This is a genomic window from Streptomyces sp. NPDC000594 (assembly GCF_040299965.1).
Taxonomy (GTDB): Bacteria; Actinomycetota; Actinomycetes; order Streptomycetales; family Streptomycetaceae; genus Streptomyces.
This window is the reverse complement of sequence record NZ_JBEPCY010000011.1, coordinates 23,415-44,690: the sequence shown is the minus strand read 5'-3', so window position 1 is coordinate 44,690 and position 21,276 is coordinate 23,415. Positions and strand designations below refer to the sequence as shown.

The following is a 21,276-nucleotide window of genomic DNA, read 5'->3' as shown; positions in this document are numbered from 1 at the left end:
GTGCGCGAGGACGAGGAACACGAGTGGACCGTCCGTCCCGGCTCCGGTGGGCCGGGCGGCGGGTCCCCGGACCGCCGGCCACGGGTGATCGTGGTCGGCGCGGGGGTCGCCGGGATGGCCACCGGCGCCTATGCGCAGATGAACGGCATGCGCAGCCGGATCTTCGAGAAGCATGTGCTGCCCGGGGGGTGCTGCACCGCCTGGGCCCGGGACGGCTACATCTTCGACTACTGCATCGAGTGGCTGATCGGGACCGCGCCGGGGAACGAGGCCCACCGGATCTGGCGGGAGCTGGGCGCGCTGGACGGCAAGAGCGTCACCCATTTCGATATGTTCAACCGGGTCACCGACGAGGACGGCCGGTCGGTGATGTTCTACAACGACCCGGGGCGGCTGGAGGCGCATCTGCTCTCGGTCTCCCCGGTGGACGCCCCGCTGATCCGCTCGTTCTGCCGGGATCTGCGGCGGTTCGCCGACATCGAGCTGTATCCCTTTCTGACCGCCCCGGCGCTGCGGAGCGTGGGTGAGCGGGCGGCGCTGCTGCGGACCGTGCTGCCCGCGTTCCGGCTCTTCTGGCGGACGGCGGCGACGCCCATGCACACCTTCGCGGACCGGTTCCGGGATCCGCTGCTGCGCCGGGCGTTCCGGAATGTGTTCTTCCAGGATCCGGAGGGGTTTCCGCTGCTGCCGTACCTCTTCAATATGGCCGCCGCCCACCGCCGCAACGCGGGCTTCCCGCAGGGTGGTTCGCTGGGGCTCGCCCGGTCGATCGAGGACCGGTACACCGGGCTCGGCGGCTCCGTCTCCTACCGGTCGAAGGTGCGCCGGATCCTGGTGGAGGGGGACCGGGCGATCGGGATCGAGCTGGCGAACGGCCGGCGGTACTACGCGGACCATGTGGTCGCCGCGTGCGACGGCCACACCACCCTGCGGACGCTGCTGGAGGGCCGGTACAGCAGTCCCCGGATCGACCGGCTCTACGGGGAGCTGCTCCAGGAGCGGGGCACCCTCTTCCCGGCGGTGGTCTCGGTCTTCGCGGGGGTCCGGGGCGGCCTGGGCGAGGACACCGCGCACAGCACCACCTATCTGCTCCCCGAGCGGGACGCGGCCCGGCTCCCGGGAGCCCTCCAGAGCAGTCTGGTGGTGCAGTTGCGCTCGCACTACTCCGACGGTTTCGCGCCACCGGGGCACTCAGTGATCCACTGCACCTACTTCAGCGACTTCGCCTTCTGGAAGGAGCTGCGGGGGCGGGACCGCAAGGCGTACTGGGCGCTCAAGCGCCAGGTGGCGGCGTTCGTACGGGAGTTCCTGGAGCGGCACCGGCCGGGGATCGCGGAGCGGATCGAGGTGCTCGATGTCGCCTCGCCCGCGACCACCCACCGGTACACGGGCAATCTCGACGGCAGCATCCTGGCGTGGAAGGCGTTCTCCGACGCGGACGACGTGGCCTCGGCGGTGGTGGGCAAGGACCGGATGCGGCTGCCGGGCCTCGCGGGGTTCTCGATGGCGGGCCAGTGGGTGGGGCTCGGCGGGCTGATCCGGGCCGCGTCGACCGGCCGGTTCGCCGTGCAGTACCTGTGCGACGAGTGGGGGCTGCCGTTCACCGCGCGGGAGAGTCTGGCACGGGAGCCCTGGCATCCGGGGCGGCTCGGCCGGCTGCCCCGGCTGGACCGGCGGGACGCACGGCTGGGGCAGGAGGTCTCCGGAGCATGAGGGCACTTCACCGGGGCGCCGGGGCGGACCGCGACGGCACGGCGGACCCCCGGGAGACGATGATCATCATTGGTGCGGGGCTCGGCGGGCTCTCCACCGGGTGCTATGCCCAGATGAACGGGTACCGCAGCCGGATCCTGGAGATGCACGAGGTACCGGGGGGCTGCTGCACCGCCTGGGGGCGCGGCGACTTCATGCTGGACTGCTGCATCAGCTGGCTGCTCGGGAGCGGTCCGGGCAATGAGATGCACCAGATCTGGCTGGAGCTGGGCGCCCTCCAGGGCAAGCAGGTACGCCACTTCGATGTGTTCAACATCGTGCGCGGGCGGGACGGGCAGGCCGTCCACTTCTACTCCGACCCGGACCGGCTCCAGGCGCATCTGGAGTCGATCTCCCCCGAGGACGCCCGGCTGATCCGGCGCTTCTGCGACCAGCTGCGCGCCTTCCGCAAGGCGCTGACCGTCTATCCGTTCCTGAAGCCGGTGGGGCTGATGGGCCGGGCGGAGCGCTGGCGGATGCTGGCGTCGTTCGTCCCGTACTTCCGCACGGTCAGCAGCACGATCGGCGTCCTGATGGCGGACTTCTCGTCCCGCTTCCGGCATCCGCTGCTGCGGGAGGCGTTCAACTTCATCCTGTACGAGCGGCATCCGAACTTCCCGGTGCTGCCCTTCCACTTCCAGCTGGCCTCGCACGCCAATCTCTCGGCGGGGGTGCCGGAGGGCGGTTCGCTGGGGCTCGCCCGGTCGATCGAGCGGCGGTACACCTCGCTGGGCGGCGAGGTGAGCTACAACGCCAAGGTCGAGGAGGTGCTGGTGGAGGAGGACCGGGCGGTGGGGGTGCGGCTGAGCGACGGCAGCGAGCTGCGGGCCGACATCGTGGTCTCCGCCTGCGACGGGCACACCACGATGACCAAATTCCTCAAGGGGCGCGCCCTGGGCGAGGAGTACCACAAGCTCTACACCCGGACCATCGAGGAGCCGGGGATGGTCTTCCCGGGGTACTTCACCCTCTTCCTGGGGCTGCGGCGGGAGTTCCCCGAGGGGGATCCGTGCACCACCCATCTCCTGGACGAGGCGATGGCCGCCGAGCTGACCGGTATCCGCCATCCCAGTATCAATGTGCAGTTCCGCAGCCGGCACTATCCGGAGCTGTCGCCCCGGGGCACCACCGTCGTCTATGCCACCTACTTCTGTGACATCGCGCCCTGGCGGGCGCTGGACGAGGGCCCGGAGCAGATCAGCCGGGTGCGGGCGGGCGAGGAACTGCACACCCTGCCGGTGCGGCACGGGCGCGGCTACTACGCGGCCAAGCGGCGGGCCCGGGAGGCGATCACCCGGTTCCTGGAGGAGCGCCACCCCGGTCTGACCGAGGCCATCGCGGTGCGCGATGTGTCGACGCCGCTGACCCAGGTGCGGTACACGGGCAACTACGACGGGACGGTCCTCGGCTGGCAGCCGTTCGTGGAGAGCGGCGAGACGCTGGAGGAGTTGGTCAAGAAGTACGGGCCGGGGGTGCCGGGGCTGGCCAACTTCTACCAGTCCGGGGTGTGGGCGACCACCGGGGGGCTGATCCGGGCGGCGGCGGCGGGCCGTCATGTCCTCCAGTTCGTCTGCCGGGACGACCGCAAGGAATTCACCGCGTCGATCGACGAGAGCGCTCCGCCCCCGACCCATCTGGTGGTCCCGGTGGGTGTGGGCGCGGACAGCCCCGTACCGCTCCTCCGTTCCCCGGGGGAGACCGAGCCGAAGGAGGACGAGTGAAGACGCAGTCCTGGGTGGTCCGTGAGCACATGCGGGGGGTTCCCGACCCCGGCCGGGTGTACGGGAAGGTGGTCGAGGAGCTGACGGTGGATCTCGCGCCGGACGAGATGCTGCTGCGGACGCTCTTCGTCTCCGTCGACCTGTATCTCCAGGGCATCGCGCTGGACACCCCGCTGGGGGAGGTGATGGGCGCCGACTCGATCATGGAGGTGCTGGAGGCGGGGCCGCTCGCCCCGCACCGGCCCGGCGATCTGGTGCAGGGGTTCGGGGGCTGGCGCACCCATCTGATCAGCGACGGAACCCCGAGGCTCTGGAAGACGGGGACCTTCCCCATGGTCTTCCCGGCGTACCGGCGGCTGGATCCCGAGTGGTACGGCGGGACGCTGCCGCTGGAGACGGCGCTCGGGGTGCTGGGCGGGCCGGGGATGACGGCCTGGGGGACGCTGCGGCACTTCCTGGAGCTGGAGCCCGGCGGGACGCTGGTGATCAGCGGTGCGTCGGGGTCGGTCGGTTCCCTGGTGGGGCAGCTGGCGCGGCGCGCGGGGGCCCGGGTGGTGGGCACCACCTCCAGCGCGGCCAAGGCGGAGCGGCTGCGGGAGCTGGGTTTCGACGCGGTGGTGTCCTACCGGCACGGCGACAGCGCGGAGGCGGTGGGGGCGCTGCTGCGGGCCGCCGCACCGGACGGGATCGACCGCTATTTCGACAATCTCGGCGGCGCGGTGACGGACGCGGTCTTCCCGCAGCTGACGGTGGGCAGCCGGGTGGCGGTCTGCTGGCAGTGGGCGACCCAGGTCGGCGGGGATGTCCAGGGGCCCCGGCTGCTGCCCTGGATCATGTTCCCGAGGACCACGATCCGGGGGATCTTCTCCCTCGAATGGTTCACCCCGCAGAACTGGCGGGCGCTCCACGAGGAGGTGGGCGGCGCGGTCCGCCGGGGGGAGATCGTCCACGAGCAGACCGTGCACCAGGGGTTCGACGCGCTTCCGGAGGCGTACGCGAGTCTCTACCGGGACCGGGGCGCACGGCTGGGCAAGGTGCTGGTGGCGCTCTGACCCCTTCCCGTCCGCGCTGACCGCTCCCCGCCCGGTCCGACCGCTTCCGTCCGGGCGGGGCGCCGTGCGCCGGCCGCCCGGACGGACGGGGCCGGATTGCGGGGCGCGCCCCCGGGTCGCAGGCTGGGGGGAACGGAACGATCGGTCACTGTCCGTATCGACCATGGGCGCTGGCCTCGCCTTTCCAGGAGCTGCCCGTGGCCAGGTACTTCGCGCGATCCCCGCGCACACTGGTGGCCGACGCGCTGGAGGGGTTCGCCCGCGCCCATGGGGATCTGGTCACCTACCACCCCGAGCACGGCTATCTGCGGGCCCGGCACTCCTCGCCGCTGCGGCGGGTCGGGGTGGTCTCCGGCGGCGGGTGCGGGCATGAGCCGCTGCACACCGGTTTCGTGGGGGCGGGGATGCTGGACGCCGCCTGTCCCGGGCAGATCTTCGCCTCGCCCCACAACCGGCAGATCTTCGAGGCGTCGCGGGCGGTGGCCCGCCGGGACGGGGTGCTGCACATCGTCAAGAACTACACCGGCGACCGGATCAACTTCGGGATCGCGGCGGAGCGGCTGGCCCATGAGCGGGTGCCCTGTGCCCGGGTGCTGGTGGACGACGACATCGCGTCGGACGGGCCGTCGATGGCGGTGGGCCGCCGGGGCACCGGGGCGACCGTGCTGGTGGAGAAGGTGCTGGGGGCCGCCGCCGACCGGGGGCTCGGTCTGGACGAGCTGACCGAGCTGGGCGCCCGGCTGGCGGCCGGCTGCCGCAGTGTCGCGGTGGCCTCCGCCCCGCCGACGGCGCCGTCGACCGGCCGCCCCTCCTTCGAACTGGTGCCCGGGACGCTGGAGTACGGGGTGGGCATCCATGGCGAGCGGGCCGGGCGGGGCATTCCCGAGGAGCCGCTGGACACCCTGGTCGGCCGGATGACCACCACCCTGCTGGCCGCGCTGCCGCCCCCGCCGGACGGCTCGCTCATCGCCCTGGTGAGCGGCCTCGGCGCGGCGACCCGGCTGGAGCTGTACGCGGTCCTGCGCGAGCTGGCCCGGACGGTGGACGGGGCGGGGCTGACCCTGCGGCGGAGCATGGTGGGCGATTACGTCACCGCGCTGGACACCCGCGGCTTCTGTCTCACCCTGCTCACCGCGGACGACGAGGTGACGGGGTTGTACGACGCGCCGGTGAGCACACCGGCCTGGCGGTGGTAGCGGGCGGGGCGAGGACGGCAAGGAGCCCTTCAGCAACAAGGAGCCTTCAGGAAAGGGGAGCCCCTCATGAGCGGGGACGGCGGTTTCACCGGGCGCTGGGTACGGGCCTTCGCGCGCTCGGTGACGGCGTGCGAGCCGGAGCTCACCGCGCTGGACCAGCTCTCGGGGGACGGGGACTTCGGGGCCAACCTCCGTTCGGGACTCGCCGTCTGCACGGCCGCGCTGGACGGGGCGGGGCGGGTCTCCCCCGGCGCGCCGCTGCGGGTACTGGCGACCGCCTTCCTCGACGAGGTCGGGGGGACCAGCGGTCCGCTGTTCGGGCTGCTCTTCCAGGAACTCGCGGCGGCGGTGGACGGCCCGGAGCCGACCGCGCGGGCGCTGGCGCTGGGCGCGGGGCGGGGTCTCGCGGCGATCCGCCGGGTGGGCGAGGCGGCCCCCGGGGACAAGACCCTGCTGGACGCCCTGCATCCCGCCGTTCTCGCGCTCGCGGCGGCTCCCCCGTCGGCACCGGCCGGACCGGCGCTGGAGCGGGCCGCCGACGCGGCGTGGGAGGGCGTACGGCGTACCGCGGGTCTGCCGTCCCGGCGGGGGCGGGCCAGCTATCTGGGCGACCGGGCCCGGGGGGTGCCCGATCCGGGTGCGGCGGGAGTGGCCGTCTTCCTCTCCTCGGCCCGGGGCCCGGTCCTCGCGCTCGCTCCGCTGCTGGCCGCTCCGGCGCCTCCGGCCGCCCCTGCCGTACGCCCGCACCGCCCGGCCGGACGCGGTCTGCGCTGAGACCGGGCACGGATGTTTCCGGAGTGGCGGAATCCCACTGCCCGGGGCGGGGCGGCTGGCATGCTGGGCCGGTTGGAGATCCACCGGCAGACGGGAGGCGGCCAGATGGGCGACAGCGCGCACACGGCGGACGCGTTCGAGGCGGGGCGGCGGAGCAATGCCCGGATCCTGCGGGAGGCGATGGAGTTCTACTATCCGGCGGCGCTGCGCGCGGCGGCGGCCGTCGGGGTCGCGGACCATCTGGGCGACGGGCCCAGGACCCCGGGCGAGCTGGCGGCGGCGACCGGCGCCGACGCGGACGGGCTGCGGCGGGTGCTGCGGCTGCTGGCGACACGGGGGCTGTTCACGGAGGACGGCGAGGGCCGCTTCGGGCTGACGGCGGACGGGGACGCGCTGCGGACCGACGCGCCCGTCAGTGTGCGGTCGGGGGTGCTGATGGTGACGGATCCGACGATGTGGCTCCCGGCCGGGGAGATGACCCGATGTCTGACCGACGGCGGCTCGGCCTTCGACGCGCTGTTCGGGATGGAGTTCTTCGACCACTTCACGGGGGACGAGCGGACCGCGGCGGTCTTCCACGCGGGCATGGCCTCGCTCTCGGACGCGGAGAACCGGCCCGTCGCGGCGGCCTGCGGGATCCCGGAGGGGGCCACGGTGGTCGATGTGGGCGGCGGATACGGCGGGCTGCTCGCGGAGTTGCTGGCGGCGGGGCCGACCCTGCGGGGAATCCTCTACGACCGGGCGCATGTGCTGGCGGGTCACCGGCTGGCGACGCCGCTGCCCGGGGGCGCGGACCCGGCGGGCCGGTGGGAGACGGCGGAGGGCGACTTCTTCGAGACGGTGCCGGCGGGGGATGTGCTGGTGCTCAAGCGGATCCTGCACGACTGGGACGACGACCGGTGCGCGCTGATCCTGCGCGCCTGCCGTGCGGCGCTGAACCCGGGCGGTCGGGTGCTGGTGGTGGACTCGGTGCTGCCGCCGGGGAACGAGCCGCACCAGGGCAAGGTGATGGATCTGATGATGATGGCCTCGCTGACGGGCCGTGAGCGGACGGAGGCCGATTTCGCGGCGCTGTTCGCACGGGCGGATCTGCGGCTGGAGCGGGTGGTGCCGACGCCCGCGGTCCCCTCCGTGGTGGAGGCCCGCGCCATCTGACCCGGAGCGCGTCCCGGGTGATCCGGGTGGCCCGGGTGTCCGGTGGGCCCCGGGTGACCCGGGTGCTTCCCAGGGGCTCCCTGTCCCGCACCCATCACGAACGAATGTCCGAACACTCCGCGTGGCGCCCTTCCTCTCCCCGCCCGCTTCCGTGGATCATCGACCGGGCGGGACCGCCGCCCCGGCGACGGGGAACGGCGCCACCGCGGACCGAACACCTGTAACGATCAAGGGGGTTGCCTCATGATGAGAAGGCACCGTATAGCGCTCGCCACCACCACCGCGGCACTGCTGCTCATGGGCTCGGCGGGGGCCGCTGTCGCGGACAACCACATGCCCGCGCCGCCGCGCGGCACGGCCCACACCGAGGCCCCGGCGGGGTCCGCCGGGGCGCCCGGCCAGAGCGGGCCCACCACCCGCGGCTAGGCCGGATCCGGACGGCCCCGGTCCCGGCCGGGGTCGCGTCCGGCGTAGTGGTCGTCGTAGAGCCGCAGGGACCACAGGGCGGCGCGTTCGACCACCCGGGCCGGCTCCTCGCCCCGGGCGAGGGCGGGCCGCAGCGCGTCCCGGCACCGGGCCACCTGGTGCCGGACGCCGTCCTCGGCCCGGTCCCGCGAGAGTCCCAGGGTCAGCGCGTCGACGATGCCCCGGGCCCGTTCGACGTGGTGGCCGCTGAGGTCGTTGGCGAGCCGGACCGCACGGGCGGCGTGGTCGAGCGGCGGCAGCAGAGCGGGGAGCCGGTCCATCAGGTCCGGCTCCCCCAGGCCCCGCCAGAGGGTGAGCACCTTGAGGGCCACACCGATGGTCCGCGTACCGGTGGCCAGATACTCCTCCAGGGACGGCGGGGGCCGGGTGCCGTCCGCCCACTCCCGCTCCCGCAGCGTCCCGAGGAGCAGGGCGGTGGCCTCCGCGCGCCACAGCTCCGCGAGGGCGGGCGGGCCACCGTCCCGGACCCCGGCCCACAGCCCGGCGAGGGCCTCCGCCATCCGGTCGCCGCTCCCGGCGTCCCGGGGCGCGCCGTCGCGCAGCACCTCGCCGCAGCGTCCGAGGGTCGCCACCACCGCGCGCGCGTCGGCCGACCGGTCGTCGCTGAGGTCGTCCAGCGCGTACATCCAGGTGAGGGTACGGGTGGTCAGCGCCAGCGAGTCGTCGTCCGCGGCGGGACAGCAGAAGACGGCGGCCAGCGCCACCTGGGGAAGGACATCGGTGGCCAGGAGCAGCCCGTGCCGCTCGGTCCAGCGGCGGGCCCCGGGGACGAGCCGCAGCGCCCGCGCACAGCCGTCGGCGGCGTGGCGGAGCAGCTCGGGCGAGCCGCCGGGTGCCGGGTCGGCGGCGGGGGGTTCCGGGGCGGGGCGGCCGGGGTCAGCCAAGCCAGCCCCCGTCCACCGGGTGGTCGGAGCCGGTGATGTAGCGGGCGCGCTCGGAGCTGAGGAAGGCGACGAGTTCGGCGACCTCGCCGGGGTGTCCCAGCCGCCCGGCGGGGGTCTCCCCGGTCAGCCGCCGGGTGGTGCCGGGCGGCAGCGCCTCCAGCATCGGCGTGGCGATATGGCCGGGCGATACGGAGACCACCCGTACCCCGTACTCCGCGTACTCCCGCGCCGCCGTGCGGGTCAGCCCGATGACCCCGTGCTTGGCCGCGACATAGGCGCCGTAGCCCCGTACCGCGCGGGCGCCCGCCACGGAGGCGATGTTCACCACCACGCCCCGGCCCCGGGTCCGCATCCCGGGCAGGGCGCCGCGCATCATATGGAAGGTGCCGAGGAGATTGGTGCGGACCACGGCGTCGAAGTCCTCGGGGTCGTACTGGCCGACCGGCCGTCTCGGCCCGCTGATCCCGGCGCAGTTGACGAGGGTGCCCACCGGGGGGTGGGTGGCGGCGAGCAGCCGGTAGAGGGCGGTGACGGCGTCGGGGTCGCGGACGTCGAGCGGCAGGGCGGTGGTCCGGAGCCCGGCGGCGGCGAGTTCGGCGGCCAGCTCCCGGGCGCGGGCGCGGTCGGTGTCGGCGATGACGGTGGCGTCGGCGGCGGGGGCGAGTCTGCGGACACAGGCGGCGCCGATGCCGGAGGCTCCGCCGCTGACGAGGACCGTGCCGGGCGGCGGGCCCGGCTCCCCCGGAGGGCTCACCGGGGCACCGGGGTCATCAGCAGCCGCTCGGGTCTCACGACCGTACCGACGCGGGGGCGGGGGCGGTCGCCGGGGGCGGGGAGCAGCCGCCAGCGGCCCGTCACGGTGGCGACCACGACGGCCATCTCGGCCCAGGCGTAACCGTCCCCGGCGCACTGGCGGTTGCCCGCGCCGAAGGGGAGGTAGGCATGGCGCGATCCGCGCCCCGGCGGTGCCGTGCGCCAGCGTTCGGGGTCGAAGCGGTCGGGTTCGGCGAAGTGGTCCGGGTCGTGGTGGAGGGCGTGCGGGCTGAGCAGGACCTCGGTGCCCGGGGGGAGGGTGACCCCGCCGAGCCGGACGGTGGTGACGGTGCGGCGCATCAGCAGCCAGACGGCGTGACAGCGCAGCACCTCGCGGAGGAACCGTTCGGTGCGCCGGAGACGGGGCAGGTCGGCGGCGGTGGCCGCGCGGCCGCCGAGGACCGCGTCGGCCTCCTCCTCCAGCGCTCGCGCCGCCTCGGGGTGGCGGGCGATCTCGGTGAAGGTCCAGGCGAGCGCGGCGCTCACGGTGCCGGTCCCGGCGACGAGGAGGGTGAGCAGTTCATCGCCGATCTCGGTGTCGGTCATGGCGGTGGCGCCGTCCGGGGTGCGGGCCGCGACCAGGGCCGAGAGGAGATCGCCCCGGTCGGTGCCGGCCGCCCGGCAGCGGTCGATCTCTCCGGCGAGCAGGCGGCGCAGCTCGGCGGGGCGTTCGTCGGCGGCGGGCCGTGGGGCCGCCGGGCGCAGCCGGGCGCGCCAGGCGGCCAGCGGGGAGAGGGTGCGGCGCAGGGCGCCGCTCTTGACGGTGAGCCACGCTCCGGCGGCGGCCCGCAGGGCGGTGCGGGCGGGGTCGGGGGGCTCGGCGCGGAGGGTGCCCGGTGCGCCGGCTTCGCCGAGTGCCGTGCCGGCCGGGGCGATGAGGGTGTCGAGGAGGATGTCCAGGGCGAGTTCGTCGAGTTCCCCGGTGAGGTCGAGGGGGGTGTGGGGGCGCCAGTGGGCGATGCGCTCACCGGTGCGGTGGGTCATGGCCCGGACATAGTGGTCGACGCGGTCGGGGTGGAAGGCGGGTTGGGCCATCCGCCGCTGGCGCCGGTGGAACTCCCCGTCCGAGACGACGAGCCCGTTCCCCATCCGCAGCCGGAGGTCGTCGAACATCGCGCCCTTGTCGAAGGAGCGGGCGTCGGTGACCAGGACCCTGCGGACGAGTTCCGGGCTGGTGACGAGGACGGCGCGGCGGGGCCCGAGGCGCAGGGTGACGAGGTCGCCGGTGTCGCGGAGGGTCCGCAGATAGGCCAGGGGGTCACGGCGCAGCCGGGGGACATGGCCGAGCAGGGGCACCCCGCCGGGGGCGGTGGGGAGGCGCGGTTCCCGGCTCACCGGGCGCCGCCGGGGCCGTCCGCCGTCTCCAGCACCGCGCGCAGCCCGCCAGCGGCGAAGGCCTGGGTATGCGGGTGGTAGTGGGTGAGCAGCGGGCGCGGGCCGTACATCTCCGGGGTGCCGGGCCAGCTGCCGTCGGGGCGCTGGGTGGTGAGCAGCAGCCGGACGGCGGGGTCGGCGGGGTGGGCCGCGGGGTGGCCGGCGGCGCCCAGGGCGGTGAGGGCGAGTCCGGTGGGGCCGGGGGTGCTCGGTTCGCCGGGCTCTGCGGACCAGCCGCCGTCGGGGTTGCGCAGGGTCACCAGCCGGTCGGCGGCGCGCCGGGCGGTCTCATGGCCGGGGAGGGCCGAGGCGGCCTCGGCGGTGGCGTAGGGCACTCCCCGGTACCAGTCGGCGGTCCACCGGCGGTCGGTGTGCCACTGGGCGGCGAGCCAGCTGCGGGCGGGGCGGTGGTCGATCCGGTGCCGTCCCCGGTGGAGCCGGAGGGCGGTCAGGACATGGGCGACCACGTCCTGGGCCGGGGGGTCGACGGCGGACTGCCAGGTGGGCCAGAGCCCGGTGGCGTTCTGCCCGGCGCGCAGAAAGGCGAGTCCGCGCAGGACGGTGTCGCCGGCCGGGGCGGTGGGGAAGGTCCGGGGGGCGGTGGGCGCCCCGTCGGCGAGGGCGATCAGGGCGGCGGCGGTGGTGTCGTAGTCGGAGGCGAGTCCGGGGCGGCAGGGCCAGCCACCGTCGGGGTTCTGGGCGGCGCGCAGCCGGTCGAGGGCGGGGCCGAGACAGCCGGCGTCGAAGGCGGGGACGGACCGGAAGGACCGTACGGTCAGGGCGGTGTCCCAGATCCGGGTGGTGCAGAACCGCCAGGTGCCGTCGGGCCGTTGCGCCGTGAGCAGGAAGGCGCGGGCCCGGTCCCAGGGGGGTGTGCCGGGGGCGACGGTGTCCAGGGCGAGGAAGGCGAGGGCGGTGGTGAGGACGAGGGAGTGGAACGAGCCGTCGGGGCGCTGTTCCGCCAGGAGCGGTACGAGGGTGGCCGAGGCGTCGGCGGTGCGGCCCGCCGCCCGCTGGACCAGGGCGAGTTCGGCGAGTATCTCGGCGCGGGTCCAGGGCTTGCCGACGCGGTCGGCCTCGGCGCTCAGCCGGGCGGCGGCGGTAGCGGCCGCGAGGCCGTCACCGGTGGGGTCGGCGGGTGCGGGGGCGGTCAGGGCCACCGCGCGGAGCAGACGGGCGCGGGCGGGGGGCGCGGTCCGGTGGCCCGCGCGGAGATCGGCCCTGGCGGCCTCCGGTTCGCCGAGGGCGAAGGAGCGCAGCAGGGCCTCCAGCAGCCGGACGGCGGGGTCGTGGCGCTGGGGGGCGGCATCGCGCAGCCAGACGCGGGCGCGGCGGACGGCGTGGGCCGCTGCCCGGTCACCGGCGTCCGCGGGGCGGGCCAGGGCATGGCAGACCAGGGCGGTCTCGGTGATCCGGGGGTCGGGGTCGGCGGCCCAGGAGCCGTCGGCGTGCTGTTCGGCGCGGCGGTGTCCGGCGGCGGCCCGGCAGGCGCGGCGGATCTCCGCGAGGGTCCCGGACGACGGTGCGGAGGAGGTGCCGTACGGGGCGGTCGAGGTCATGGCTCACTCCCTGCGCAGGGAGAAGTAGAGATGGCGTCCGTCGTCGAGGATGTCGGGGCCGCCGTCCATGGCGCCGATGAGGGTGTCGTCGTCCAGCCGGCGGAAGTGGTCCACGACGGGGAGCCGGTCGTACACCATCGCGGCGGAGACCACGCCCCGGAACTCCACCCGCCACAGGCCCGCCCCGCCGTACTCGGCGCTCTCCTCGACCTTCCCCGTACCGTCGCGGGTGGTCACCGGGGAGACGTCCCAGCGGGAGCGGAAGGACTTGCCGTACCAGTTCATGGTGTCGAGCTGTGCCACGGCGGTGTGCCCGGTCCGGAAGGGGGTGCCGCGCCAGGCGCCCATCAGCAGGTCGTACTCCACCGGGCCGCAGGCGTCGAAGACCTCCTCCACCCGCCGGTGGTCGACCCGGTCGCCGCGCTCCAGTGCGAGGAACTGTTGCCGCAGGGTCAGAGGGTTCACCCGTGCCTCCGGACGCTCGGTGGAACACGCGGTGACGGAAGGGACGTGAGCCTCGTACCCGGTGTGCTCCCCGGCCAGTCGTCCGGGCGGGAGGTTTGGCGTCCGGAGCGGTGTCCGTTGGCGCAAAGACCGCTGCCGTCGGCGCGCGGATGATCCCGCACGCCCGGGGCGCGGGGAACCGCCCACGATCGCGCGGTGATCGTGCCGGACCGCAACCCGCTCGCAACGTGACGGGGTGTTCACTGGGCGACCACCCCGCATCGCGCGGCCCCGGAGCGGAGTCGGCGCCGCTCCGGGGCCCCGGTGCGCGTGAGCACCGCGCCGGGACCCCGGGGGGCGGGTCTCAGTGGGCCCGGAGGGCGGGTTCCAGGATGAAGACCGGGATCACCCGGTCGGTCTTCTTCTGGTAGTCGGCGTAGTCCGGGTAGGCCTCGACGGCCCGGTCCCACCACACGGCCTTCTCCTCGCCGCTCAGCTCGCGCGCCACCATGTCCTGGCGCTCGGGGCCGTCCTGGAGGACCACACGGGGGTCGGCGGCCACATTGTGGTACCAGACCGGGTGCTTGGCGGCACCGCCCGACGAGGCGACGATGGCGTACCGCCCGTCGTGCTCCACCCGCATCAGCGGGGACTTGCGGATCCGCCCGGTCCGGGCACCGACGGTGGTCAGGATCACCACCGGCATCCCCCGGAGCGTGGTGCCCTCCGTACCGCCGGAGCCCTCGTACAGCTCGACCTGATCCCGTACCCACTGCGCCGGACTGGGCTCGTACTCGCCTTCCAGAGGCATGAGGGTTCCCTTTCCTGTCGTCGCGTACCGCGTGTGTCGGCAGCGGCGGACCACCCCGCCGCGGGGTCCACGCAATCATCTCCGGACCGGCCGTGTCGAAGGGCCGGTGCGGCCGATTGACGCACAGGTGATGCAACGGGGTCGCAACGCGGCGGCTGGTTGACTGGCCCCATGTCCGACTCCTCCCGGGTGGAACTGACCGAAGCGGCGGCCGAGCTGGTGCGGCGGCTGCGGACGGACCACGGTCCGCTGATGTTCCACCAGTCCGGCGGCTGCTGCGACGGCAGCGCGCCCATGTGCTACCCGCGGGGCGAGTTCCGCACCGGGGGCTCCGATGTGCTCCTGGCCGAGCTGCGGGTGCCGGGGGTGCCGGAGGGCGTGGGCTTCTGGATGTCGGCGGCGCAGTACGAGCTGTGGAGCCACACCCGGCTGGTGGTGGATGTGGTCGAGGGGCGGGGCAGCGGTTTCTCGCTGGAGGCGCCGGAGGGTGTGCGCTTTCTGATCCGTTCGTATCTCGCCGGCGGCTGATCCCGGTCTCCCCTGCGGCCGGTACCGGCGCGGCTCGCGGTGGCTCAGGGGCTCAGATCGCCCACGACCTCCGCGGTGGCCGCGACCCCCTCGTGGATGGAGGGCGCCATGCTGGTGCCCGCGAGGAAGAAGCCCAGCAGGGCGCAGACGAGTGCATGGCTGAATTTCAGCCCGCTGCTGCGCATGAAGATCACCGCCAGGACCAGCATCAGCAGGACCACCGAGATCGAAATAGCCATGGCCGGTCTCCTTCACCACCCGGGCAGACATGCCGGATTCACTGGCATTCGGCCGTAGTCTGACGCAGGGAGCGCCACGGCCGTACGCCCGACATGTCCGCCGTACGGGTGGTTGGGTACCCCGGCCGCTCAGAGCGCCGGAGCGGCCCGGGTCGCGGCGGCCGGGGCCGGAGGGCGGTGGGTGCGCAGGAAGCGTTCCAGACCGGGCAGATCATCGGAGTTGAGATGGTCGACCCGGGCGGCGAGCAGCTCCCGCCAGACCGCTTCCCGGGCGGGCCCCGGGAGGTCCGGGGTGGCCCAGAAGCGGATGCGGCGCCGGTCGGCGTGGGCGGTGGCGGCGAGGGTGTGCAGCCGCCGGCGTTCGGCCTCGGGGAAGGGGCCCGCGCCCTGCCAGCCGAAGCTCTGGTTCCAGTTGCTGGAGACCAGGGGGATGAAGGAGGCGGGCACCCCGGTGGGCAGATCGTCCAGCCGCCCGTCGTAGAACGCGTACCGGCTGTACTGCGCCGCCATGGGGGCGCGGGCCGCCCGGTCGCCGGAGACCACCGCGGTGACCGCGCGCGGGCGCACCGAGCCCCGGTGGTACGCGGTGAGCATCCGGCGGTACGCGCGGAGCTGGCGGTCCAGCTCCCGGTAGCAGGCGACACCGTCCGCCTTGATGTCGATCAGCAGCTGCACCGGGCGGTGGTGGCCCGGGTACACACGGCCGTGGTTCCTCCGCACCAGGGCGAGCAGCGGTTCGAGGTAGAGCGAGCGCAGGGTCCGGGAGGGATCCAGCTCGGCAGGGGTGTGGGCGACCAGCAGCTCGCCCCGTACCAGGAAGATGTCGGCCTCCAGGCTGGTGAAGCCATGGGAGAGGGCGTCGGCCAGGGGCCGGGGGTGCAGATAGTCGTTGTGCGCGTGGGCCCGGCGCAGCGGCCGGGCCCCGGCGGTGGTCCGTCCGGCCGCGTGGGCGGTGGACGCGGCGACCGGGACGGCGGCGGCGCCCGCCAGTGCGGCGGTGAGGGTGGCGACGGCTCTGCGGCGGGTGGGCGACACGGCGGGACCTCCGGGCTCGGGGGAACGCGAGGGACACCCGAGTATCCGGCGTGCGCCGGGGTGAGCGGGAGAGCGGGAGTCGGCCAGGGGCCGTCTCCCGTCCATCACCCCGGCCACCGTCCGGCCGTTTCCCGTCGCGGTGCCCACCGCACCCGCGTCTCCCGGCGGCACGGCGGTCGTGGACGCGGCCCGTGGAACCGGCGCTCCGGCGCCCCGGCCCGTACGCGAGGAGCGCCCCGGGGCGGCGGCGCGGCAGCCGGGCGGGGGCCGGGGCGGGGGCTGGGGCTGGGGCTGGGGTCAGGCTGCCGGGGTGGTCTCGGACCAGTGGACCGTGCGGTCGGTCCAGCGGTCCAGGAGGACCCGGTCGTGGGAGACGGCGAGCAGGCCCGCGCGCTCGGTGCGGCGGTACTCCTCGACCACCGCGACCAGGGCGGCGGTGGTCGAGGCGTCCAGCATGGCCGTCATCTCGTCGCAGATCAGCCAGCGCGGGCGCAGCACCAGCGCCCGGGCCAGACAGGCCCGTTGCAGCTGGCCGTCGCTGACCTCGTGGGGGCGCCGGGTGAGGAGTTCCGGCGTCAGGCCGACCGCCTCGGCCAGTTCGGCGACGCGGGCGGGGGCCTCGGCGGCCCGGCGGCCCGCCCGCAGCGGCTCGGCGATCAGATCGCGCAGCGGCAGCCGGGGGTCGGCGGACATCCTCGGCTGCTGGAAGACGACACCGAAGGCGGTGCGCTGGGCGCGGGGGGCGCCGTACCGCCAGCCGGTGGCGGGTTCGCCGTCGATGACGACCCTGCCCCGGTACGGGCGGTGCAGCAGCGCCGCCACCCGGGCGACGGTCGACTTGCCGCAGCCGCTGGGGCCGAGGAGTCCGACCGCCTCACCGGCCTCCAGGCGGAGGGAGAAGTCGCGGACCACCGGGTCGAGACGGTCGTATCCGGCGGTGATCGTGTCGAGTTCAAGCACGGTTGCTCCCCTGGCCCGCGGTGGCCTCGCGGCGGGTGGTGGCCGCCGGCGCGGCGCCGGTGGCCGGATGGTGGCAGGCCAGCCCGTCGGTGAACTCCGGGCGGTCGCCGCAGCGGTCGGTGGCGGCGGCGCAGCGCGCGGCGAAGGCGCAGCCGGGCGGCAGGTCGCCCAGCTCCGGCGGCTGTCCCGGTACGGGGGTGAAGTCGCGCTCGGGCAGGGCGGCGAGCAGCCCCCGGGCGTAGGGGTGGCGGGGGCCCGGCTCGCCGAAGAACGCTCCGGCGTCGGCGATCTCGACGATGCGTCCCGCGTACATCACCGCGACCCGGTCGGCGATCCGCTCCGCCGCCACCAGATCATGGGTGATCATCAGCAGCGCCCGGCCGTCGTCGGCGTGGCGGCGCAGCTCGTCGGCGGTGTGGTCGACCAGGTCGCGGTCGAGCCCGGTGGTCGGCTCGTCGGCGAGGAGCAGGGGCGCGTCCCCGATGAGGGCGAGGGCGGTGGCGGCCCGCTGGGCGAGGCCGCCGGAGAGTTCATGGGGGTAGCGGTCGAGATGGCTCGCGGGGAAGGCGGCCCGCTCGGCGGCGGTGACCGCGGCGGCCCGCACCTCGCGGCGCGGGGTGGCGGTCAGCTCCCGGACGGTCTCCTCCAGATGGGCGCGGACCGTGCGGACGGGGGTGAGATGGGCGGCGGGGCTCTGCGGTACGAGTCCGACGCGCCGCCCCCGTACCGTGCGGGCGAGGACGCGTTCCCCGGCGGCGAGGAGTTCCACCCCGTCGACGGTGGCGGTCCCGGCGGTCTGCGCGTTGCCGGGGAGCAGCCCGAGCAGGGCGGAGGCGAGGACGGACTTTCCGCAGCCGCTCTCGCCGATGAGGGCCAGGCACTCCCCCGCCGCCAGGTCGAAGGTGGCCGAGGAGACGGCGGCGACATGGCGCCCGCCGCGCATCCGGAACCGTACGGAGAGATCGCGTACCGACAGGACGGCGGTGCTCACAGCATCAGCTCCGATCGGCGCCGGGGGTTGATCCGCTCGCGCCAGGCGCCGGCGAGTCCGGCGATGGCGAGGGTGGGGAGGATGAGGAAGAGCCCGGGGAAGAGGGTGGGCCACCAGTCGCCGGCCAGCAGCGAGCTGCGGGCGCTCTGCACCAGATTGCCGAGGCTGGCCTGGTGGCTGGGGAGGCCGAGGCCGAGGAAGGAGAGCGCGGACTCGTGCCAGATGGCGTGGGGCACCATCAGGACGGCGGCGAGGCCCGCCTGCGGCAGTACGCCAGGGACGAGATGGCGGGCGGTGACCCGCCAGCGGGAGGCCCCGCCGGAGATCGCGGCGTCGACATAGGGCCGGGAGCGCAGCGACAGGACCTCGGAGCGGACGATCCGGGCGGTGGAGAGCCAGTGGGTGACCGCTACGGAGGCGATGACCGGCCAGACCCCGGGGCGGAACATCGCCACGACGAAGATGCCGAGGAGCAGATGGGGTACGGAGGAGAAGGTGTCGACGAGCCGCATGACGACCCGGTCGGTCCAGCCGCCGAGGGCGGCGGCGAGCGCTCCCACGACGGTGCCGACGACGGTGGCGACCAGCGCCGCGACCACGCCGACCAGGAGGGAGACCCGTAGTCCGTAGATGCAGCGCAGCAGCAGGTCGCGGCCGACGTCGTCGGTGCCGAAGGGGTGTTCCCAGGACGGCGGCCGAAGCTTCTGCGAGAGGTCGACGGCCTGCTCGTCCAGCTGGACCAGCGGGGGGACCAGCAGCACGGCGAGGACGGCGGCGGCGACGATCACCGCGGAGACCGAGATCCGTACGGTACGGGTGGAGCGCCGGGTGCGGCCCTGGGAGCGCCACCGGGGTGCGGTGTCAGCCATCGAAGCCCACTCTCGGGTCGGCGAGTCCGTACAGCAGATCGGAGAGCAGATTCCCGGCGAGGACGGCGGCGGTGGCGAGCACGGTGAGCGCGGCGAGCAGCGCGAAGTCGGCGGCGAGGGCCGCCTCGACGGTGGCGCCGGCGATCCCGGGCCAGCTGAAGACGGTCTCGATGAGCAGGGCTCCGGTGATCAGTTCGGGGACCCGGGAGCCGATCAGGGTGAGCACCGGGAGGAGTCCGGAGCGCAGCGCGTGGCCGAGCAGGACGGTCCGTTCGCTCAGTCCCCGGGCGCGGGCGCCGCGGACGGGGTCCTCGTCCAGGGCGTCGCCCACGCCCTGGCGGACGAAGAGGAAGAACCAGGGCAGCTGGGTGATCCCGAGGACGGCGGCGGGCAGGATCAGATGTTCGGCGACCTGTCCGGCGGTGATGACATCGCTGTCGGTGTCGGTGAGTCCGCCGGCGGGCAGGACGCCCAGTTCCAGGGAGAAGAACCAGATGGCGAGGAGCCCGAGCCAGAAGGCGGGGGCGGCTTCGAGGGTGTAGGCGGCGGAGCCGGCGGCGCGGTCGAGCCAGCCGCCCCGGCGCCGGGCGGCCAGCACACCGAGCACGGTGCCGAGCGCGATGGCGACGGCGAAGGCGGTGGCGGCGAGCAGGACGGACCAGCCGAGCCGTTCGGCGATCACCTCGGCGACGGGCTGGCGCAGGGCCGTGGAGTCGCCCAGGTCGCCCTGGACGGCCGCGGTGAGCCACTCCCACCAGCGGGTGACCAGGGGCCGGTCGACACCGAGGTTGGCGCGGATCTGGTCCAGGTTCTCCTGGGAGGCGGTCAGTCCGGCACCGCCGGTGTACGCCTTGACGGGGTCGAAGGGGGAGGCGTCGGCGACGGCGAAGACGCCGAAGGTCACCGTCAGCAGGACGGGGACGGCGAACAGGGTCCGCCGTCCCACCAGCCGTGCCATGGGCCCCCAGGGGAGACGGCGGCCCGCCGCCTTCTCCGTACGGAGGCCGGTGGTCACTTCTTGGGCTTCCAGTCCTGGATGTTCCACCACGGGCCGTTGGCGAGGCCGTGGTCGTGCGGCTCGACCTGGGTGCTCAGACCGGTCCAGTCGTCGTTGACGACATAGAGGTGGTCGATGTGGGTGAGGAAGGTGTAGCCGGGGTTCTTGACCAGTTCGCGCTGGACGGTGTCGTACGCCTGGCCGCGGACCTTCCGGTCGCCGCTCTCGCGCCCCTCGACCAGGGCCTTGTCCACGGCCTTGTTGTCGTACCAGGCCATGTTGTTGAAGCCGTCGCCCGCGAGGGACGAGGTCAGCAGGAGGTACTGGTCGAAGTCGGGGTCGCCGGGCGAGCCGCCGCCGGCGAGGACCGCGTCCTGCTTCATCCGGGGCTCGATGACCTCCCAGGTGCCGGCCTGGGTCTTGATGGAGATCCCGGCCTTCTTGGCGTCGGAGGCGTAGGCGAGCGCGTGGTCCTGGCGGAGCCGGTCGCCGGAGAGGTACCAGAGCGGGAACTCGGCGCGGACGCCGTCCTTGGAGCGGACCCCGTCCTTGCCGGGCTTCCAGCCCGCCTCGTCCAGGATCTTCTTGGCGGCGTCGAGGTCATGGGCGCGCTCGGTGCCCTCGGCGAACCACTCGCTGTCGGTGGGGACGGGCCCGTAGGCGGGCTTGCCGGCGCCTTCGAGGATCTTGTCGACCATGGTGCCCCGGTCGACGGCGAGGTCGAGGGCGCGGCGGACGGCGGTGTCCCCGGCGACCTTGTTGGGGGTCGGCAGGGTCACCGTGCGGTAGTCGTAGGTCTTGGCGGTGTGGGTCTTCTTCCCCTTGTCGCCGGCGAAGCCCTGGGCGAGGTTGGGCGGCAGGATGGCGCCGTCGAGGTCCCCGGAGCGCAGCCGGGTGGCCCGGACGTCGTCGTCCTTGACGATCGCCATGGTGAACTTCTCCACGGCGGGCCTGCCGCCCCAGTAGCCCGGGTTGGCCTTGAAGCTGATCTTCTCGCCCTTGGACCAGCCGGTGAGGAGGTACGGGCCGGTGCCGATCGGCTTGGTGGTGAACGGCCCGGTGTTCACATCCTGCTTCCCGGCGATGTGCTCGGGGACGATGGGGAGGACGGTGCGCCGGTCGAAGGGGGCGTAGGGGTACTTCAGGGTGAAGACGACGGTGTCGTCCCCGACGGCCCTGACCTCCTTGATCGCGTCCAGTTCGGTACGGGAGGGGTTGTTGGTGTCCTTGTCCAGGACGGTGCGGTAGGTGAAGACCACGTCCTTGGCGGAGAACGGCTTGCCGTCGCTGAACTTCACGCCCTGGCGGAGCTTGTAGGTGTAGGTCAGTCCGCCGTCGGTGACCTTGGGGAGTTCGGCGGCGAGGGCGGGCGTCAGCCGCATCTCGGCGTCGAGGGCGAGCAGCCCGTCGAAGATCTTGGAGTTGCCGTCCTTGCCGTAGCCGAGCAGCGGGCTGAGGGTCTCCGGCTCATAGGCGATACCGACGACGGCGGAGGTGGCCGCGTTTTTCCCGCCGGAGCCGCCTTCGGGGTTGGAGCAGGCCGCTGCGGTCACGGTCAGCGCGCTGGCCGTGCCCAGGGCGGCGAGGCCGCGGACGGTACGGCGCGATCGGTTCGAACGGGAAGGCACTGCTCCCA

The 21,276-nt window shown here is 74.3% G+C and carries 21 protein-coding genes; 8 read left to right on the top strand and 13 right to left on the bottom strand.

Translation table 11 applies throughout. The features are described 5' to 3' along the window. From ABT354_RS17615 to ABT354_RS17585, 7 genes are all read left to right on the top strand, one after another. Positions 1-1,713 (top strand): phytoene desaturase family protein, encoded by a 1,713-nt coding sequence (locus ABT354_RS17615; protein ID WP_351494581.1) that lies wholly within the window; start codon positions 1-3, stop codon positions 1,711-1,713. A 59-nt stretch (positions 1,714-1,772) separates the two neighbouring features. Beyond that, positions 1,773-3,473: a phytoene desaturase family protein gene (locus tag ABT354_RS17610; RefSeq protein ID WP_351494860.1), complete on the top strand. Its 1,701-nt coding sequence runs from the start codon at positions 1,773-1,775 to the stop codon at positions 3,471-3,473. Next, positions 3,470-4,525, top strand: a complete 1,056-nt coding sequence (locus tag ABT354_RS17605) for an MDR family NADP-dependent oxidoreductase (protein ID WP_351494579.1) — start codon at positions 3,470-3,472, stop codon at positions 4,523-4,525. Before ABT354_RS17610 ends, ABT354_RS17605 begins: the two co-directional genes overlap by 4 nt. A gap of 197 nt (positions 4,526-4,722) precedes the next feature. After that, a complete protein-coding gene (locus tag ABT354_RS17600; protein WP_351494577.1) occupies positions 4,723-5,721 on the top strand; it encodes a dihydroxyacetone kinase subunit DhaK in 999 nt (332 codons plus the stop codon). 66 nt (positions 5,722-5,787) lie between these two features. Continuing rightward, the gene (locus tag ABT354_RS17595) at positions 5,788-6,495 is read left to right on the top strand and encodes a DAK2 domain-containing protein (RefSeq protein ID WP_351494575.1); all 708 of its coding nucleotides are present in this window, start codon (positions 5,788-5,790) and stop codon (positions 6,493-6,495) included. Between the two features lie 105 nt (positions 6,496-6,600). Continuing rightward, positions 6,601-7,650 carry a methyltransferase gene (locus ABT354_RS17590; RefSeq protein ID WP_351494573.1) on the top strand — a complete coding sequence of 350 codons (1,050 nt, stop codon included), beginning with the start codon at positions 6,601-6,603 and terminating at the stop codon, positions 7,648-7,650. 246 nt (positions 7,651-7,896) lie between these two features. Beyond that, positions 7,897-8,076: a hypothetical protein gene (locus ABT354_RS17585; protein ID WP_351494571.1), complete on the top strand. Its 180-nt coding sequence runs from the start codon at positions 7,897-7,899 to the stop codon at positions 8,074-8,076. On the opposite strand, the gene ABT354_RS17580 is transcribed toward ABT354_RS17585, so the two are convergent. The 6 genes from ABT354_RS17580 to ABT354_RS17555 all read right to left on the bottom strand — a co-directional run bounded on the left by ABT354_RS17580 (position 8,073) and on the right by ABT354_RS17555 (position 14,021). Beyond that, positions 8,073-9,020 carry a terpene synthase family protein gene (locus tag ABT354_RS17580; RefSeq protein ID WP_351494569.1) on the bottom strand — a complete coding sequence of 316 codons (948 nt, stop codon included), beginning with the start codon at positions 9,018-9,020 and terminating at the stop codon, positions 8,073-8,075. The two genes, ABT354_RS17585 and ABT354_RS17580, sit on opposite strands and share 4 nt — an antisense overlap. Then, positions 9,013-9,774, bottom strand: a complete 762-nt coding sequence (locus tag ABT354_RS17575) for an SDR family NAD(P)-dependent oxidoreductase (RefSeq protein ID WP_351494567.1) — start codon at positions 9,772-9,774, stop codon at positions 9,013-9,015. Before ABT354_RS17575 ends, ABT354_RS17580 begins: the two co-directional genes overlap by 8 nt. Further along, positions 9,771-11,168, bottom strand: coding sequence for a cytochrome P450 (locus ABT354_RS17570; RefSeq protein WP_351494564.1), 1,398 nt, complete (start codon positions 11,166-11,168; stop codon positions 9,771-9,773). The genes ABT354_RS17575 and ABT354_RS17570 overlap by 4 nt, the downstream gene beginning before the upstream one ends. After that, entirely contained in the window at positions 11,165-12,766 is a 1,602-nt protein-coding gene (locus ABT354_RS17565; RefSeq protein ID WP_351494562.1) for a prenyltransferase/squalene oxidase repeat-containing protein, read from the bottom strand. Before ABT354_RS17565 ends, ABT354_RS17570 begins: the two co-directional genes overlap by 4 nt. A 3-nt stretch (positions 12,767-12,769) precedes the next feature. Next, on the bottom strand, positions 12,770-13,231 hold the full coding sequence (locus ABT354_RS17560; protein WP_351494560.1) for a DUF4334 domain-containing protein: 462 nt from the start codon (positions 13,229-13,231) through the stop codon (positions 12,770-12,772). Positions 13,232-13,574: 343 nt separating this feature from the next. Then, positions 13,575-14,021: a nitroreductase family deazaflavin-dependent oxidoreductase gene (locus ABT354_RS17555; protein ID WP_351494558.1), complete on the bottom strand. Its 447-nt coding sequence runs from the start codon at positions 14,019-14,021 to the stop codon at positions 13,575-13,577. Between the two features lie 171 nt (positions 14,022-14,192). On the opposite strand from ABT354_RS17555, the gene ABT354_RS17550 reads away from it, so the two are divergent. After that, a complete protein-coding gene (locus tag ABT354_RS17550) occupies positions 14,193-14,549 on the top strand; it encodes a DUF779 domain-containing protein (protein ID WP_351494556.1) in 357 nt (118 codons plus the stop codon). A gap of 44 nt (positions 14,550-14,593) precedes the next feature. On the opposite strand, the gene ABT354_RS17545 is transcribed toward ABT354_RS17550, so the two are convergent. From ABT354_RS17545 to ABT354_RS17515, 7 genes are all read right to left on the bottom strand, one after another. After that, positions 14,594-14,788 carry a hypothetical protein gene (locus ABT354_RS17545; protein ID WP_351494554.1) on the bottom strand — a complete coding sequence of 65 codons (195 nt, stop codon included), beginning with the start codon at positions 14,786-14,788 and terminating at the stop codon, positions 14,594-14,596. A 129-nt stretch (positions 14,789-14,917) separates the two neighbouring features. After that, positions 14,918-15,823, bottom strand: a complete 906-nt coding sequence (locus ABT354_RS17540; RefSeq protein WP_351494552.1) for a phosphatidylinositol-specific phospholipase C/glycerophosphodiester phosphodiesterase family protein — start codon at positions 15,821-15,823, stop codon at positions 14,918-14,920. Between the two features lie 297 nt (positions 15,824-16,120). Beyond that, positions 16,121-16,783 (bottom strand): ABC transporter ATP-binding protein, encoded by a 663-nt coding sequence (locus tag ABT354_RS17535; RefSeq protein ID WP_351494550.1) that lies wholly within the window; start codon positions 16,781-16,783, stop codon positions 16,121-16,123. Then, the gene (locus ABT354_RS17530; protein WP_351494858.1) at positions 16,776-17,726 is read right to left on the bottom strand and encodes an oligopeptide/dipeptide ABC transporter ATP-binding protein; all 951 of its coding nucleotides are present in this window, start codon (positions 17,724-17,726) and stop codon (positions 16,776-16,778) included. The genes ABT354_RS17535 and ABT354_RS17530 overlap by 8 nt, the downstream gene beginning before the upstream one ends. Before the next feature lie 44 nt (positions 17,727-17,770). Continuing rightward, the gene (locus ABT354_RS17525; protein WP_351494548.1) at positions 17,771-18,643 is read right to left on the bottom strand and encodes an ABC transporter permease; all 873 of its coding nucleotides are present in this window, start codon (positions 18,641-18,643) and stop codon (positions 17,771-17,773) included. Next, positions 18,636-19,601 (bottom strand): ABC transporter permease, encoded by a 966-nt coding sequence (locus ABT354_RS17520; protein WP_351494856.1) that lies wholly within the window; start codon positions 19,599-19,601, stop codon positions 18,636-18,638. Before ABT354_RS17520 ends, ABT354_RS17525 begins: the two co-directional genes overlap by 8 nt. A gap of 53 nt (positions 19,602-19,654) precedes the next feature. Continuing rightward, positions 19,655-21,268, bottom strand: coding sequence for an ABC transporter substrate-binding protein (locus tag ABT354_RS17515; protein WP_502983439.1), 1,614 nt, complete (start codon positions 21,266-21,268; stop codon positions 19,655-19,657). Positions 21,269-21,276: the final 8 nt, after the last annotated feature.

Excerpts from the sequence above, each read along its gene's own strand:
- ABT354_RS17610 (WP_351494860.1), top strand. The coding sequence starts at position 1,773 with ATGATCATCATTGGTGCGGGGCTCGGCGGGCTCTCCACCGGGTGCTAT.
- ABT354_RS17595 (WP_351494575.1), top strand. The coding sequence starts at position 5,788 with ATGAGCGGGGACGGCGGTTTCACCGGGCGCTGGGTACGGGCCTTCGCG.
- ABT354_RS17590 (WP_351494573.1), top strand. The coding sequence starts at position 6,601 with ATGGGCGACAGCGCGCACACGGCGGACGCGTTCGAGGCGGGGCGGCGG.
- ABT354_RS17585 (WP_351494571.1), top strand. The coding sequence starts at position 7,897 with ATGAGAAGGCACCGTATAGCGCTCGCCACCACCACCGCGGCACTGCTG.
- ABT354_RS17565 (WP_351494562.1), bottom strand. The coding sequence starts at position 12,766 with ATGACCTCGACCGCCCCGTACGGCACCTCCTCCGCACCGTCGTCCGGG.
- ABT354_RS17555 (WP_351494558.1), bottom strand. The coding sequence starts at position 14,021 with ATGCCTCTGGAAGGCGAGTACGAGCCCAGTCCGGCGCAGTGGGTACGG.
- ABT354_RS17550 (WP_351494556.1), top strand. The coding sequence starts at position 14,193 with ATGTCCGACTCCTCCCGGGTGGAACTGACCGAAGCGGCGGCCGAGCTG.
- ABT354_RS17545 (WP_351494554.1), bottom strand. The coding sequence starts at position 14,788 with ATGGCTATTTCGATCTCGGTGGTCCTGCTGATGCTGGTCCTGGCGGTG.
- ABT354_RS17530 (WP_351494858.1), bottom strand. The coding sequence starts at position 17,726 with ATGCGCGGCGGGCGCCATGTCGCCGCCGTCTCCTCGGCCACCTTCGAC.
- ABT354_RS17525 (WP_351494548.1), bottom strand. The coding sequence starts at position 18,643 with ATGGCTGACACCGCACCCCGGTGGCGCTCCCAGGGCCGCACCCGGCGC.
- ABT354_RS17520 (WP_351494856.1), bottom strand. The coding sequence starts at position 19,601 with ATGGCACGGCTGGTGGGACGGCGGACCCTGTTCGCCGTCCCCGTCCTG.